The sequence below is a fragment of the Chitinophaga sancti genome, from assembly GCF_034087045.1.
Taxonomy (GTDB): Bacteria; Bacteroidota; Bacteroidia; order Chitinophagales; family Chitinophagaceae; genus Chitinophaga; species Chitinophaga sancti_B.
In genome coordinates this window covers 5,731,089-5,746,940 of the sequence record NZ_CP139247.1, presented here as the reverse complement: position 1 = coordinate 5,746,940, position 15,852 = coordinate 5,731,089, and the positions used below count along the sequence as shown (strand labels likewise).

The following is a 15,852-nucleotide window of genomic DNA, read 5'->3' as shown; positions in this document are numbered from 1 at the left end:
ACAGGAGGAGAAAGGGGAAGAGAACTAATGGATCATAAAGATAAGATCTTCATAATCATGCGCCCCTACGAAAACAGGAATTTCTGCCCAGGGAGCTTTTCCTTTGTTATCCCGGATGGTTTCAATCACGAGTTCCTGCACCCGGAGTATGACGAGATATTCCTGGAATTCGCATGCCTGTCGCAATTGATCGTTGCGGTAACTTTCGGATTCCATGTATTTTTTGTTGGCTTCCTGCAATGGTTCAAATCCTGTGATGGTAAGGGTTTTGGGGGCTTCTCCGCTGAAATCTGCCAGCCAGTCGGGGGTGTCGCGGTTCATAAGTGACTCGTAAGCCAGTAAATGCAGGAACCACTGGTCGTATTGTGTTGTAAAACTGTTCATTTCCAGGTATAGGGCCTTGATGTCCAGTTCCTCGTCTTCCGTCAGGATGGTATAGACATAGTTGAAATATGCTGTCAACGGTTTTTTTAGGTGTAGAAGGTCTTTGCCGATCACGTAATGGAAGTCGGTTGGTGAAAGTTGGCCGAGCATTGTTTCTGTTTCCCGGATCGCAGTATCAATTTGTCCTGCCTGGATAAGGTCCTGAATTTGTAGCATGGTACAAAGAAACGGCATATCTGGTAAATGGGTGGATTTTTTACCAGTTGTTTTTGTAATTAAATGTTAAGTGGAGCGTAATATATTTATGATAATTGTTATTTAATTGGTTGTATCATGATTTTACCTTTTTATGTGAGGCATTATGCCCATTTAACAAATGGCATCTCTGTTTTGTAAATCATTGAATAGTATTTTGCATAGATTCTGAATGCGAATTTGTATTCACCTGAATATTGTAATAATACATCGGCATTGAAAGTCGATTCTTTTTCATGCTTTTGGCACAACTGGAGGGTTTTTCTGAATAGCATTTCTGTGTCAGGATGTTTAAGTGTAAATAAAATCTCCGCGCCGATATCGTCTGACGTTAACATACCTGTATCAATGGTAATAGATGCGTGCAATTGTTCACCTGCTTTTCCTGAAAGCACCTGTTTCTTGTCTGGTATTACGTCTATGATTTTAATGCTATCCCATCCATTCAGTATTTTATCTTTCCATTCAGCAAGGTGTTTTGCCTGTTGGAAATTGTTTATGCCGAGAACAATGGTCCGGTCTTTTAATTTTTTATAGATATAATTATATTTTGACAGCATATTAGTCATGGATATAGCCTGGCCTGATCTGGCCATACTGTTTTTTATCATGGCTACCCAATTAACTGGTATACCATTTTCATTCCTTTTATAATAGAGCGGAATGATCTCGTTTTGAAGCATGTTGTATATTTCTTCCGCATCCAATGAATTCTGTATTTCCTGATCTGTAGCCTCTTCTTTTAATGCCCAGCCACAGTCACCTGCATATTGTTCTGCCCACCAGCCATCACGGGTACTAAAATTCAATGCACCATTGATGAGCGCCTTCATGCCACTGGTGCCGGATGCTTCTTTGCCTCTGACAGGAAAGTTAAGCCACAGGTCCACTCCCTGTACAAGCATGCGCGCAATGTCCATATCGTAGTCTTCAAGGAACAGGATATGTGGATCATTGGTATTGGTGTAAATATGTTGCAACATACGGAGACCATCTGTGTCTGCAGGATGTGCCTTACCTGAAAAAATTATTACTACTGGTTGCCGGGTATTTGAAATAATTTGTCTGAGTCTGTCCATGTTCTGAAATAAGAGATCAGAACGTTTATACCCGGTTATGCGTCTGGCGAAACCAATAAAAATTGTGTCGGGTTGCAGGAGTGCTGTGATGGCATTATATTTCTCCTGTGACTGATGGTGGCTGGCTTGTTGTTTATCCAGCAGGGATCTTAGCGATTGAACGAATTGTTTTTTAGCATTGAGTCTAAGTGCCCAGATCTGGTCGTCCTGAATAGAGCGTATTTTCTCCCATGGCCCATTTCCTGTTTTGAGGTCAATGCCGCATTCCTGTAATAGTTGTTGCCATTGTTCTGAAGCCCAGGTAGGGATATGAATACCGTTTGTGATGTATGTAAGCGGTAGTTCATCAGGTTGGATATCTTTCCATACAGCATGGAGCAGACCGGAAGTGACAAATTGATGAATACGGCTTACTGCATTAATTTCCTGTGCAGTTCTTGCAGCTAGGGTGAACATTGAAAATTCTTCGGTGTCGTTTGAAGGATTTGTTTTGCCCAATTTCATGAATTGTTGCCAGCTGATAAAATAGTTCTCTGGCAGACCTGAAAAGTATTTATGCAATAGTGTTTCGCTATATGTATCAATAGATGATGCCATAGAGGTGTGTGTAGTAAATAGCTGGGAGGATTTTACTATTTCGAAAGCTTCTTCAAAGGAAAGGTGATTGTCTTTTATTGCATTACTGATACGTTCTAATGCCATAAAGGCAGCATGCCCTTCATTACAGTGGTATACATCAATCGGGAGACCCAGCGCCCGGATTAACAATACTCCTCCGATGCCTAATATTATTTCCTGTTGCAGGCGTTGTTCTTTATCTGATGGGTAAAGCCGGGAGGTGATAAGCCTGTCCTGTTCATTATTCGTAATAACATCAGTATCCAGCAGGTATAGTGATGTTTTTCCTATTTGAATCTTCCATGCATTTATGTGTATTTGCCTTCCGGGAAAGGTTATAAGTAATTGCAATGGCTGATTATCACTGTTTTTTACTTCTTCAAGGGCATGTTTGGCAGGGTCCTGTTGGTCATTAATTGCTGACTGCATGCCTGTATCGGATAATTGTTGTCTGAAGAACCCTTCCCTGTAAAACAGTCCTATTGCCACAAGTCTTACATTCATATCGCTGGCGGTCTTTAAATAATCTCCCGCCAGTATGCCCAGACCACCTGAATAAATTCTGAAAGAAGATTCAATGCCGTATTCCATGCAGAAGTAGGCAACAGTGAGGTCGTCGTCGCGGTTATCATAACCGGATAGCCTGCAGGTATTCAATGCCGGTGCAGGTGTATTCGAAATATGAATTTCTCTCCATGCAGGGACTGAGTCCTGAATGGAAGAAATATCTGCGGGTAACGTACAGGGCTTATTTCTGAATAAGTCTTCTCTTTGCTGGCTTTCCGCCAGGGCTAGATGATATGCCTGTAAGTAATGTTTAAGTAGGGCGGGCCATTGATAATATTTACTGAGCTGCAATGCGCTATTACTCAACTCAGCCCGCACTGGGACAGGTGTTCCTGCGAACTGACTGATATATCCGGTCAGCTGGTCTGTAGCAACATCATCACTGATGTTTTTTCTTTGCAGGATAAAAATGCCTTTTCTTTCTGTAGGGTTGAGCTGGTTGACAGACTGACCAAAGCCTGACAGATCTGTTGTGACAGTTGGTATTCCGTACGCCAGGCTTTCCATTGGGGTATATCCCCATGGCTCATAGAAGGAGGGGAATATAGCGAGGTCAAATCCCTGCAGGAGGTCATAATATTGCATGTTGAATACACCATCATTACCATCCAGGTAAATCGGGGCATATATAATGCTGATATTTGAATGGTCAGGTATATTCAGATTGTTTTCACGTAGCAGTTGGCATATGGCATCTCTTTCCGGTGCATATGGATGATGGGTTGCTACATTGATTGTCGTATCCTTTGTTTGTTCTTTTATGGGCATATGGGCGGCAGGGATAAAAAGAAATGCTATTATTTTGAGTGGAAGGGGTTGTTTCTTTAGCGCGCCTATTGCATTTATAAAGAGGTCTATACCTTTATTATGAAATTCATACCGACCACTTTTTATGATGAGCAGTGTATTGTCAGGCAAAGTTTCCTTTAGGATATCAGCTGCCACAGATAAGAGCTTATGACGTGAAATGGCTTTTTGATTTTCGGCTACGGGTAATGCCTGAAAGCCATTGGGTGTAATGATATCTGGTGTTTTACCAAGGAAATAGCTGCATTCGCTGGCAGTGAAATCACTTACACAGCAAAAGCAATCGGCGATGTTGGCGGCTGTTTTTTCAAGAGAATGTTTTGCGGTCACCTGGTATGTTGCGGCCTGTTCATCAGGTCTGATCTGATTTATTGAGGCATACACCGGGATCCCGCTGCCAGCCAATGTTCTGCCCAGTACGGTAGCATGGGTGGTGAAAATGGTGGCGATCTGTGGTATGTTTTGTTCAAGAAATAAAATACCTGCGCCGGTCATCCATTCATGAAATTGTGCAACTATTTTATCTGTAGCATTCAGGTGTAACTGGTAGTAACTGGCTATAACATTTCCGGCTGCGTAACCAAACAATGCGGGGTCTATATAGTCCCATTTTCCTGTGAGGGAGTCAAGCCTGTATTTTTGCCATAACGCGCCAAAAATTTCATTTTTTTTATCGTAGAAGGTGGTGAAATCTATAAGGATAACCAGTGGAGATCCTGCTATATTCCACCGCCCGGTTTTTATTTTAAGCCCTTCTGTGGCTGCTTTTTCACTCCATGCTTTCAACAGGTTTTTATCTTCAATAAAGCCGTTATTTTGACCTTCTTGTTTTAAGAGATCAGGACCTATAAAAATATAGTGGTCACCCAGTTTTTGTTGTAGAAAGGATGCTTTGGTGCTGATCACTGTATAAATACCACCTACCTTATTACATACTTCCCAGCTTATTTCAAAAAGATAATCCGGGAATAGGAGGGGTGTTACGGGAGGTTGCATGAGTATTATTTTAGGGGCTTTTAATGACAGATTTATCAATCAGGTGAATGAACCACTGGTAGATTGTTACCATGGCTTTTTTAGTCGTTGTTAAAAATTACCTTCAGCACTTTTTCAGCAGTCCCTGCAGTGCCTGGGTAACTGGTTTAGCAAGTTCTATAAGAAAGTTGACCAGGACTTTTGTATACCAACGATTTCATGATGATTGGTTTTAGAAATAAATGATGAATTTTTCTATTTATTATTATTTCGCGCTTGTTGGATGGGGATCTTGTACATATGTTTTCTCTAAGTTAGAACTTATTATTCGTGTAAAAGTTGATGGTGGTTAGTTGATGGTGATCATTTTGTCGTTAATAGTCATCTTTTATAATGATGATTGTTATCATTTTAGTGAATGATCAGTTGTAATTTTTCTTCATGTGTTGTGCTTATTGCATTTTTCCTTTTTGGCTGCGAATACCAACAGTTTGGTTGTTGTTGGTTATTTTGGGGTATATTACGGCAGCTGAATTGTTGAAGAGGTGGTTTAACAGGAAGTTGCTAAAAAAGTAGCAGTTAATACTGAATTAGTTTCATATGGTAAGTATGCAGATGAATTATTTTTATTAAAGGCTGCATCCAAAATATTATTAAAAAATCGGCCTGGATCAATTGATCCAGGCCGATTTTATGGATGTAGGCTGACACAGCCTGCCAATATTGATGTGCTGCAACTACGGAACATAAACTTTTGATTTCAATGCAAGCTGCACTTTCTCTGGCAGATTTGATAACAAATGATAGCCGGTTGAATCTTCAATAGCTTTCACAGAGGTGATATATTTTCTCCAGCTGTTATCAATTGATTTATCATTATTTGGTGTATCGATAGCTACGATAGTCACATCGTTATTACTGAGTCGTTCCAGGTCATTATCGCCGGCCGGAATAACCACTACTACTTTCCAGATACGGGAGGGTACTGTCACCTTCCCCTGATCGATCGTTTTTACCTTGCCTTTTGATCCGGTACCGCCAGTGCCATAGCTTCCCATGATGATATAGCATTCATTGCCATGGCTCACGAGTGTATTTCTTGTATATTCCTCAAAGCCAGCCCATGTACGCTTGTTGTTCCTGGGCGCCTGTGGAATCATATTACTCATCAGAAAGGTAGATTCGTTAGCGCTGGTATTATTGGTACGGTCACCGGAAGGACAGTTATGTCCGCGGTCAAAGCCGGAGCTGATATAATCAGTGCCTTCTACATGATAAAAGTTGCGAGGTAACTCAGGATCTTCTCTGAAGTTATCAGTTCTGTAAGTTTTGCCAAGATCATTGGCGTCCAGATGCCAGCTTACCCAGTTAGGAGTACCCCGTTGACTGTTGTAAGATGCAACATAATAGGTTCTGTCTATAAGATAATTGTTGACAAGCATCATACATGGCTGTGCATCAGATGGATTGCCCAATAATAGATGACTGTTATCGCTGGTGGTCTTTACGTGTGTATCACAATTGTCGGAGGTTGAAGGTACAATAGTCCGGGAGGGGGGTGTACCCTGAGATGACTTTGTGGTATTGTGGGAAGATTTTGTTGTATTGGTTTTTTTAGGCTTATCCGGCGTCATATTTACTGACGATTCGCGCAGCCTCACACAAGTTACAAATACTATCAGCGCCACTGTAACGGCGAGGGATAATAGTTTTTTCTCTTTCATTAGTTGGCTTGTATTAGAATTTTGAATGATGGTAGGTGGTGTAAAATGCCAGGTGTCATCCTTAGGATGGGCGAGGATATGGCGTCAAAATGGTTTGGTGGCAATTCTTTTTTTCTGGCATATGCTTTTTTATTGTTCTCTTCCCTGGTACAAAGAAAGTTTAATCGTTTAAGTTAATTTCGGGCTGCAATATGCGATAATTTCAGCGAATAAACATTTACTGCTTAAAAATGAGATTATATTTATATCATTGTGGCTTGGGGGTTATTGAAGCTTGTGTGTAGTGGATGTGCTGTGCAAATGTACTAATGGTAGAATGGGTTAATATTTTAAGGTTGCTTTTATAGCCTATGTAGATTAATACTATTAAAAATAGAATAGGGATGAGAATCCCGTTGAATAACTGGCAATAAAAAAGGGGCATTCTCCTTAAGAATGTCCCTCCCATTTATTCTCAGAAATGGTTGAGTTTATTGCTGTTCAACCGGATTATTATCCTGTATCCATTTGTCCATGCCTTCTGAAAAATTCAGTACATTATTAAATCCTTCCCTTGCCAGTAATGAATAAGCAATTGTAGAGCGGTCACCACTCTGGCAATGAATCACAACTTTTTTATCCCTGCTGATCTTATTCATATTTTCAGGCAGGTGGCCAATAAATATGTTATTCGCTTTGCTGATGTGTCCGGACTTGTATTCTGTTGCACTACGCAGGTCTACTACCTGAATGCTATTGTTTGAATAAAGTTCCTTGAATTCATTAATGGAGATTACTGTTTCCTGCTCTGGTACGCCTCCGGCATTTACCCATTCATTTATATCCGGAATATACCCGTAAATGTTGTCAAGGCCAATTCGCATTAATTTTCTAATCAGATCATCCAGTTCATTGGGATTAGCTACTAACATAAAAGGTGTATCATAATCCAGGAACCAACCTGCCCATGTATTAAAGGAGTTATTCGCCTGGATATTGATACTACCGGGAATATATCCGGCGGCAAATATCCTTTTGTTTCGAGTATCGATCAGTTTGTAACCTTTCTTTAATGCGGATAGCAGCTCGTTGTTGTCAAGCGCTTTAATGGTGGGGACCTCTGTCAGCAAAGGGCGGTTTACCTTATTGAGCTGTTTCATTTTTGCAAAATATTTTGGAGGTTCCGGTTGATCTTCCAGCAGGTATTTTACAAATCCTTCTTCATCCTGTTGGAATTTGAAGGCCCAGTTTCTGATCATTTCATAGCCTGTAGTGGTAGAAGGTACGGCACCGAGGGCTTTCCCACAGGCAGAGCCGGCACCATGTGCAGGCCAGACCTGTACATAGGGCGGTAATGCACTAAATTTTTTCAGCGAGATGAACAATTGATGAGCACCGATTTCCTGTGTGCCTTTCAGACCAGCAGCTTTTTCGAGCAGATCTGGTCTGCCTATATCTCCAACAAAAACGAAGTCGCCCGTGAATAGCATTATTGGCGCATCGCTTGCAGGAGTGTCGGTCAATAAAAAACTGATGCTTTCAGGAGTATGTCCGGGAGTATGTAGGACCTCAAATTTTAGATTGCCCAATTCTATGATGCTACCATTTTTCAAGCCTGTATGATCAAATTCATATTGCCAATCCGGGCCCCCCTCATCCGACAGGAACATTTGAGCACCTGTCAGTGATGCCAGTTCACGGGATCCGGAGAGAAAATCAGCGTGAATATGCGTTTCAAGGATATGGGTAATATTCATCTTTTGCTGTTGTGCAATTTCCAGGTAGGTATCCACATCTCTTTTAGGATCTATTACAGCAGCTATCCCAGCTTTCTGACAACCAATAAAGTAACTGCCCTGAGCCAGGCTTTTATCATAAATGTGCTGAAAATACATAGTTGTTAGTTTTTCTGTTTAATGCAAAGATGTTGTATCCTGTTTTTACTATCATCCTGGGAATATTTGTCGAAGAGGATAACGTTCTTTCATAGCATTTGATATTATTTATGCCGAATTTAGACTATAATGCCGAGGTAAATACATACACTGGCACTTTATAACAAAATACCAACTACTACGGCAGGTTGTTCACTTGCTTATCTTTTTGCATGCATCATTCTAATTATGGCAGGCAAAGGCTGACACTCCCAGACTTTAGCATTACAGAATTACAATTCTTACAGCATATTATAGGTGACAAATGTTACACAGCGAGGTTAAAATAAAAAGCTGGGCAAAGTGACTATTAACAGTCTTTATTACAAGAAAGTGGTTAGTCCCGCTGGTCCTTTGGGTATAGACATTGGGGTGGTAACAGGATATTAGGAGCTGGCGGTGGATTTTCCCTGATTCCTGCCCTGGTATTAAAACTTCACTTACTCATGAAGGAGGCTGTGGGTACATCCTTGTTGGTGATTGCATTAAATTCGCTGATAAGTTTTCTGGGAAATGTAGTCTAGGTATTCAAGTTTTATGATACTTCTGGTAGTGATGAAAAATATTCAATCACTCGTAAGAGGAACAACTATGATGTGATAGGTCTATTTCAGGCTAAAATTAATTCGGATAAACACCATATTTTGCTTTGTTCTCTTCCCTGTTCTCAGGTTCTCCCATATTGCCATAAAATGGATGAGGTGAATTTTGCCGTTGTTTTTCCTTCTCTTTTGCTCTTATAGAGCGCTGTTCATTTCTCATGGCTTTCCATTTCATCTGGGCGGTTTTCTTCAGCATCTCTGTAAATTGCTTTCTTTGTTCTTCTGTAATTAGTTCAAATACCTTTTTGAACTCATCAGTATTTGAGTTGTGCATCAGGAGGAGCGCCTTCATGTGGCTATCACTTAGAGGGCCTTGAATATCAGGGAAGAGATCTGACATAGGGTTCTATTTGTAGGCGTAATTTAACTAAAATTACACTATCATCAATATTTAGCTAAGTGACATGCTTACATGTTAATAGCGTTGTGGTTTTAGCGTAATTAGAATCATTATGCAAGGAGTGCGCCATGCTAACCCTTTGTACCCACGTTTGCCGTTACATTTTTATGTGTGTAAATATAGAACATTCTGATAGATCTATTCCTCCCCTTGTTTCAAATTCCGCTTCTCAGTATCCATAGGATACCATTGAGAACCTCTCTGTCGCTATATATACGCGGACGGTCTTTGCCATCTTCGCTTGATACCACTTCTGGAATTAGTGGCTGTATTATAGCACATTGGTCATCAGTTAAATTTCCCCGTCTTGACAAGCTATAAAGATCTCAAAAATCTAAATGGCATTTATGAAATAAGTTCTAGTTATTTTAAGCCTGTATGCCTTGATTACAAAGCATACATGGGTATTTGACCCAGGATTTACCCGGACTGATCTATTTTTTTAAAGCGTTAAATACCGTTTCGTCAGGGCTGTCTTTCTTTAACCGTATTTTTTCTGATCCTACTCAGCGATTTGGGAGCGATACCCAGATAGTTGGCAATATGGTACAAGGGGACTCTTTGCAAAATTTCCGGCGATTCTTCCATCAATTTCAGGTAACGTTCTTTGGCATCAACTATCTGAAAGTGCAGGCTTTGTCGGACGATCTTCAAAAAAGCTCTTTCAACCAGAATCCGGAGCAGCTTTTCCAATGCTGGGATAGCAATAAGTAATTCATCCAGGTCCTTTTGATATAAAATATGTATCGCCGAATCTTCCAATGCCTTAATGTTGAGAAAAGAAGGGATGCCATTCAGCCGGCTATACATATCTCCAATCCATTCACCGTTGAAACCGAAATCAGTGGTATACTCCGTTCCATTTTCCAAAGAGCGGAAATAAACAAAAGCTCCCGATTGAACAAATGCCACGAAATCACAAACCCGGTCCTGGTATAAAACGTAATCTCCTTTTTTGATCTCCCTGTAGTTTAGCCGTGCAGCAAATGTCTGCCACTCTTCATCGCTCAAGGGACAAATGCTTTCAACCTGTTGTTTTAGATCTTGTTTATCTGTCATTCCACAAATACATATGAATTGTGGGACAAATTTACAAAAACAAAAAAGATTACCTCTGTTTAGTCAAATTATAGTTCTTTACATATTATAGTCGAAACTTTGCACGGAAGCGGGTTTTGCATACCTTTGCATCATCCCAAAAGAAAAGCCCAAACAGTAGAAACCGAACGGGCTTAATTAATAAACAAAAATATGAGTCGAAAATAAGCAATTTCCGACTCGTAGAGAGTCGGTTGTTACAATTTCTTCTCAGCTTCACATTTTACTTTAAAAGCAAGACAAAAGACGGAACAGCAAATGCATCTTCTTATTTGAAGGGCTTAATGGTTAGTCGACGACGTAATTGCCAGGTGATGGCTCAGGAACTTCAGAATACTAGTCAGCAATGCTTACACCATTTTATAACCGTTGGCAAGTGGTGTTATTCGAAGCTGATGGATAAGATAACTTTAGACTTCTGGCATCTTTTACAACAGTGTGGACTGGAAGACGATACTTGTTTTATAGTTGATGAAAGCGGCAATCCTAAAAAGGGGAAGCTCTCTGCAGGGGTGAAAAGGCAGTACTGCGGCCAGATTGGAAAAACAGACAACTGTCAGGTTGGTGTGTTTGGAGCTTTATGCGGAGGTAGCCTTGTTAATCTTGTTCAAGCCAGATTGTCTTTAGGATCAGAAGCCACTAAAATTGACCTTGCTAAGGAAATCATTGATCATGTAGTGCTAAAATTAAAGGTGAAGGTAAAATGGGTCTGCTTTGATGCATTTTATGGCCGAGATGCAAATCTATTGTGTTATTTGATAAAGATAGGTTTACCATTCGTTGCCGATGTACCAGATAGCCATGGGATCTGGCTGGAGGCATTCCAAATGAGAGTTCCAGTCAGCGTACCAGGAAAAAGAGGACCTAAAAATGTTTACGCACGACCAAACAGAGAATCTATATCAATCCGTAAATACATGTCTGGATTGAAAAAGAAGGATTGGACGTGGATGAAAATACGTCATCAAAGCAAAGGAAAAAAACTGTTTGCCTGGTTCCATTGCAGAGAGATTTATATATTCAATCCGTTAACAGAGAAGCGTCAGGTGCTTCAATTATTAATTAGAAAAGATGTTGATGGTACCATTAAATATAGCCTGTGCTATAAACCTGGGGCATCAATAAAAGAGTTGGCTTATATGCAGTGCAAGCGATTCTTTATTGAAAAATCATTTAGAGAAGGTAAAAAAGAGTTAGGACTAAATGAGTATCAGACCCGGAGCGCTCAAAGCTGGCATAAGCACATGGCTATGGTGATGTTGGCGCAACTGTTCCTGAACACTCAAAAACTCTTTTGCTATGAAGAAAAGGTTTGGGTAACAACACAAGACATCATCTTATTGATAAGATCTGTTCTCAAATTAACATTACGATCAATACGAAATATCATAGATGATATTCTTGCAAAACAGCCACCAGATTATAGAAAAATGAAGAAATTATTATTTATTCGAATTTGACTAAATCAAGTTACTTAAATATTGTAAAACTATCAATGGGTCTACGCAGGCTGCGTATTGTGGAACTACCTACCAATGAGGCATAATACAATAGCTGTTTCATTGCAGGAGAAGATTGACCTATAGTTGTCATGTTCTTGCGTGTATAGTTGCCACAAGCGAATAACATACACGGCCATAACATCATTAATCTTATTGTTTTTCCCATAACCTGAACCCTATACGGATGACCGGGGCAACATCTGCATTAGGTATCGTGTATTGTTCGCCATTGAAATCGCGGGTTTTATCGCCCCGCAAATACAAGTGCAGACCCGGTTGCAGGTATATGTATTTACTAAAGAAAAACTGGTAGCTGATACCCCCGCCAAAGTCATTGCTCCGTATATCCTGGCGAATGCCGGTAGACTTTTGTTCAATGGCAAAAGTGTGCATTTCCAGAAATGTATAGAGTTCCAGGTTCTTCCAGATATTATATCCCAGGAAGATACCTGGAGATGTTTTGTAGAATCGTTTGAAATCATCTTTTTGGTTTTTCAGTCCGGCAGGTTCTGCATTGTAGTGGCCACCATTAATAACGCTTACTCTGACGCGGAATTTATCGTAGCGGAATCCTACGGCGGCGTGGTACCCACCTGTAAAAAACATCGGGAAGAGCGATTCCGTTTCAATGGCTTGTTTAGCTTTGTAATGCGGTGGATCAGGATGCCAGAAACTGCTTTTCACACCATCCTGTGCATGCAGTACCATCCCGTAAAAGATGGCAATGGTCAATAATAGGTAACTTTTCATCTTTGAAGTGTTTTATCAATACTGCAAAGATGAAAAGTCTACACCACGCCATTGCTCCACATTTGTTACCAAATGAACTGGAAACTATCCCATGTTCCTTAATGAGGGCTTTTCAGTTTTTAGCTTTTTCATTTCCATCCGTATTCCATTCCGGATAAAATATGCTTTTATCCTTTATTTATCCGTTAAAAACTCAAACATCTTCTGAAGCAGAAAAGAATTTTGTTCGGGATTCGGGTAGGAATGCCAGGTTCGGCTCTGCTAACCATTATGTGAATACATGTTTCTGGCGTAGCCATCAGCAACAGGAAGTGGACAGGGTCATCAATGCAGCTGCAGAATCATTTAATGCAAAGATTAAAGCGTTTAGGAATGCGATGAGAGGTGTAAGAGATGTAGAATTTTTCCTGTTCAGGTTATCTAAAATTTATCCTTGCCACACAAATCCCCCCAGAAATTCAACTTGATCCATTACAACCCGAGACCAGAATCAAACAACCATAAAACAATGGGGCTGACCCAAAAGGGTACCCCCTCTCGGGTAGGTGATGGAGCCGAAATTGCTTTTGCGCAATTCTGAACGCCTTCATTTTACTTTTTAGTCAGCCCCAGCCAAGTGCCCGGTAACGAATCATTTTCGAACCAGTTGGCGGCTATTTTCAGAAAGCTATTTTATTTATTACCTGATCTCTACGGTTAAACAAGGCGCCGTTAACTTCAATAGTTTTTATATCCAATTGCCATATCCAGTCATTAAGTATATCATTTACCCTGTATCTAAGTTTAGGTAAATCTGATTTCTGGCAGGATATTAAATCTGGTTCTTCTATAGGAACGAACACAATGAGATCTATTGCATTGATTACTATTTGAGCGGTTTCAAATAATTGTTCAATATTCCTGGCTTCATCAATAGCATGGACATATGCCAGAATATCAATTGGACATCTATCAAATATTATATTTTCTCCGGATTTTGAGATTTGTTTTACCGAATATTCAAATTGTTTAATGAAGTCATGAACATCGGGTATATCAGAAAATATGTATCCTGATTCTTCGAGAGCATGATATGGTTCTATATGAAGGGTGTATCCGGGAAGACACTCCAGGATTTCTTCAGCTAATGTCGTTTTACCAACCTTATGGGCACCTATCACAGCTATCTTCATGTATATTGAATTTTGGATTCAAGGTTATTGTAATAATAAAAGGATATTTTAGAACCGGGAAGCAACCCGTTACACAGAATAAAGGCAAGACATTATCAATCAGATTGGCTACAGCCATTTATTCGGGGGAAAACCTGCTATTGCAAGGCAGCCAGGTCAATCACTTTGATTGGTGACAATAATATTTATAATTATTTATCTTGCCAGATCATTTATCAACAGACTAATCAATTTATCCATTTCCACAGTATTCTCCTTAGATTTACTCACCAATTTCAGCACAAGCATAGTTCGCTGTATATCCATCATTTCTAATAACTTATGCTGCTTCTCCCTTAATAAATCCCCTGGTATTATTTCCAATAATCTGGTGTAAAAGTCAGCCATTACATAGTCTTCATTTGAAGTATAATAGAAGAGCCAGGACGTATTAAAATGCATAAATTCATTAATATGAAAAGAACTACGGTAACTATATAGCTCAAAAAGATATCTTTTAGAATTAAATACAGCTGGTACTTCATCTATACGATTGTGAGCAATGAGATAATCGGCATATATCGTTTTGCCTACCAGATAGTCTGGGAAGAGTCTCAACGTTTCAAAAATTTCTGCTTCAGCACGATCAATATCGTTCAAAAGTAAATAGGCGTTATACTGATAATTCCTAAACAGCGGATTGTTTGGCCACTTTTTGATACAATCCTGGATCGTGGATAAAACTTTCTTTATCTCTTTGGAGGATGCTCCTTTTCTTGTAATCTGATTATATATCTTCTCAATGGCTACTCCCTCTTCCGGCGTCTTTATATATTCATTTTCATCCCCGTTTTCATTCCAATCTACCCCCTTATCAGCTATGGACAGCTCATTAATAATATCCAGCCCCCTCTCTTCCAGTCCAGGTTTCGTGATGGCCATTAAAAAAATATAAGAGAATTCCTGCATAAACAGCCTATAATTTTCCTGGGTGAGGTCACTAATAAATGACCTCCAATCATCCCTCGTCCATAAATGACAATCCGGGAAATCATCATCCAATTCTTCGGCGTCATCGTCCTCACCAAAATAATTACCATCTTCAATCAAGCCTTCTTTATCTAACACGGTATAATGATATTTCCCCTCTCCAGCATACCTTTTCAGGCATGCTAAAGCCGACGGATAACTATCTGAAGATGTTACAATTAAGTGTGGCAATCCATCTTTATCCCCGGTATGAATTTCTATCAAAGGAACTCTTTCATCATCTTCTTCCAGTAAATACTTCGTAATATTAACAAAATCCCGGTGCTGTGGAATATGGTATTCTGATGCAAACTCCTCTCCTGCAAATATGATGTTATGTGCCAGGGCGTATTCAATTTCTACCATTTCATTTTCCATCCCATAGGCTTCTGACAGCTCCGCCATATCCTCCTCTAACTGGTTAAAACCATAGAAGGTATCTTTAACACCAAGACATAACAAATCAACCAAGTAACCAGCAAAGGTGAAATTCCCATTCGTATGCTTTCGTATGATGGTCACATGAGCGAACTTGCTGCTATTCCAATCGGCATTTACCAGACAACGATCTATCTTCAACGTCCTGGCACGCGTTTTAATATACTTTTCAGGAGAAATGGACTGGTTCATTTTAAGTTCTATTCTAGATTTTTACAATCATCTATGGGGTAAAACGCAGGACGGCCAGCTTCCCGGCGATATTAAAAAGACGTTATGCACATCTTACTACTAATCATTAGAAAATGTAATTTCCAACTTCGCTTTCTTTTCACCAAAAAATTCATATTAAGGTATAAATTGTTAAGTGATATCCTGGGAGCATAAAACCTAACTCGTCTTAGAAATCTAAAGGAGACATTCTTCACCGATAATTAGGGGGAAGCCATTTGTATATTTGAAAATGTTTTCCTGCTATTTATTTGAATATTCCCGGGATTATTTCGCTCGGTTTGTCATTATGCAAAGATATTACCGCTGGAGATTTGTATTACCAAGTA

General features: G+C 39.8%; 12 protein-coding genes. 2 read left to right on the top strand and 10 right to left on the bottom strand.

All coding sequences use genetic code 11. From position 1 onward, the window contains the following. Positions 1-24 precede the first annotated feature (24 nt). The 7 genes from SIO70_RS23255 to SIO70_RS23225 all read right to left on the bottom strand — a co-directional run bounded on the left by SIO70_RS23255 (position 25) and on the right by SIO70_RS23225 (position 10,383). Positions 25-600 (bottom strand): hypothetical protein, encoded by a 576-nt coding sequence (locus SIO70_RS23255; RefSeq protein ID WP_320574770.1) that lies wholly within the window; start codon positions 598-600, stop codon positions 25-27. 143 nt (positions 601-743) lie between these two features. Further along, entirely contained in the window at positions 744-4,706 is a 3,963-nt protein-coding gene (gene glgP / locus SIO70_RS23250; protein ID WP_320574768.1) for an alpha-glucan family phosphorylase, read from the bottom strand. 716 nt (positions 4,707-5,422) lie between these two features. Further along, entirely contained in the window at positions 5,423-6,409 is a 987-nt protein-coding gene (locus tag SIO70_RS23245) for a DNA/RNA non-specific endonuclease (protein ID WP_320574766.1), read from the bottom strand. 470 nt (positions 6,410-6,879) lie between these two features. Further along, positions 6,880-8,283: an MBL fold metallo-hydrolase gene (locus SIO70_RS23240; RefSeq protein WP_320574765.1), complete on the bottom strand. Its 1,404-nt coding sequence runs from the start codon at positions 8,281-8,283 to the stop codon at positions 6,880-6,882. A gap of 660 nt (positions 8,284-8,943) precedes the next feature. Continuing rightward, positions 8,944-9,264: a hypothetical protein gene (locus tag SIO70_RS23230; RefSeq protein WP_320574764.1), complete on the bottom strand. Its 321-nt coding sequence runs from the start codon at positions 9,262-9,264 to the stop codon at positions 8,944-8,946. Positions 9,265-9,479: 215 nt separating this feature from the next. Next, positions 9,480-9,575: a hypothetical protein gene (locus SIO70_RS33490; RefSeq protein WP_414017874.1), complete on the bottom strand. Its 96-nt coding sequence runs from the start codon at positions 9,573-9,575 to the stop codon at positions 9,480-9,482. Between the two features lie 214 nt (positions 9,576-9,789). Further along, positions 9,790-10,383, bottom strand: a complete 594-nt coding sequence (locus tag SIO70_RS23225; protein ID WP_320574763.1) for a Crp/Fnr family transcriptional regulator — start codon at positions 10,381-10,383, stop codon at positions 9,790-9,792. A 323-nt stretch (positions 10,384-10,706) separates the two neighbouring features. On the opposite strand from SIO70_RS23225, the gene SIO70_RS23220 reads away from it, so the two are divergent. Next, the gene (locus SIO70_RS23220; protein ID WP_320574761.1) at positions 10,707-11,882 is read left to right on the top strand and encodes an IS701 family transposase; all 1,176 of its coding nucleotides are present in this window, start codon (positions 10,707-10,709) and stop codon (positions 11,880-11,882) included. Positions 11,883-12,074: 192 nt separating this feature from the next. Here SIO70_RS23220 and SIO70_RS23215 read toward each other — a convergent pair whose 3' ends face one another. After that, entirely contained in the window at positions 12,075-12,674 is a 600-nt protein-coding gene (locus tag SIO70_RS23215; protein WP_320574759.1) for a hypothetical protein, read from the bottom strand. Between the two features lie 161 nt (positions 12,675-12,835). On the opposite strand from SIO70_RS23215, the gene SIO70_RS33485 reads away from it, so the two are divergent. Continuing rightward, positions 12,836-13,141 (top strand): transposase, encoded by a 306-nt coding sequence (locus SIO70_RS33485; RefSeq protein ID WP_414017873.1) that lies wholly within the window; start codon positions 12,836-12,838, stop codon positions 13,139-13,141. Positions 13,142-13,333: 192 nt separating this feature from the next. Here the strand turns inward: SIO70_RS33485 and SIO70_RS23210 are convergent, their stop codons facing one another. Both SIO70_RS23210 and SIO70_RS23205 read right to left on the bottom strand, forming a co-directional pair. Continuing rightward, positions 13,334-13,846: an AAA family ATPase gene (locus tag SIO70_RS23210; protein WP_320574758.1), complete on the bottom strand. Its 513-nt coding sequence runs from the start codon at positions 13,844-13,846 to the stop codon at positions 13,334-13,336. Positions 13,847-14,041: 195 nt separating this feature from the next. Continuing rightward, positions 14,042-15,484, bottom strand: coding sequence for a hypothetical protein (locus tag SIO70_RS23205; RefSeq protein ID WP_320574756.1), 1,443 nt, complete (start codon positions 15,482-15,484; stop codon positions 14,042-14,044). Positions 15,485-15,852 lie beyond the last annotated feature (368 nt).

Bases quoted from the DNA above. Each gene is read 5' to 3' on its own strand.
- glgP (WP_320574768.1), bottom strand. From the start codon at position 4,706: ATGCAACCTCCCGTAACACCCCTCCTATTCCCGGATTATCTTTTTGAA.
- SIO70_RS23225 (WP_320574763.1), bottom strand. From the start codon at position 10,383: ATGACAGATAAACAAGATCTAAAACAACAGGTTGAAAGCATTTGTCCC.
- SIO70_RS23245 (WP_320574766.1), bottom strand. From the start codon at position 6,409: ATGAAAGAGAAAAAACTATTATCCCTCGCCGTTACAGTGGCGCTGATA.
- SIO70_RS23255 (WP_320574770.1), bottom strand. From the start codon at position 600: ATGCTACAAATTCAGGACCTTATCCAGGCAGGACAAATTGATACTGCG.
- SIO70_RS23205 (WP_320574756.1), bottom strand. From the start codon at position 15,484: ATGAACCAGTCCATTTCTCCTGAAAAGTATATTAAAACGCGTGCCAGG.
- SIO70_RS23230 (WP_320574764.1), bottom strand. From the start codon at position 9,264: ATGTCAGATCTCTTCCCTGATATTCAAGGCCCTCTAAGTGATAGCCAC.
- SIO70_RS23215 (WP_320574759.1), bottom strand. From the start codon at position 12,674: ATGAAAAGTTACCTATTATTGACCATTGCCATCTTTTACGGGATGGTA.
- SIO70_RS33485 (WP_414017873.1), top strand. From the start codon at position 12,836: ATGCTTTTATCCTTTATTTATCCGTTAAAAACTCAAACATCTTCTGAA.
- SIO70_RS23220 (WP_320574761.1), top strand. From the start codon at position 10,707: ATGGTTAGTCGACGACGTAATTGCCAGGTGATGGCTCAGGAACTTCAG.
- SIO70_RS23240 (WP_320574765.1), bottom strand. From the start codon at position 8,283: ATGTATTTTCAGCACATTTATGATAAAAGCCTGGCTCAGGGCAGTTAC.
- SIO70_RS23210 (WP_320574758.1), bottom strand. From the start codon at position 13,846: ATGAAGATAGCTGTGATAGGTGCCCATAAGGTTGGTAAAACGACATTA.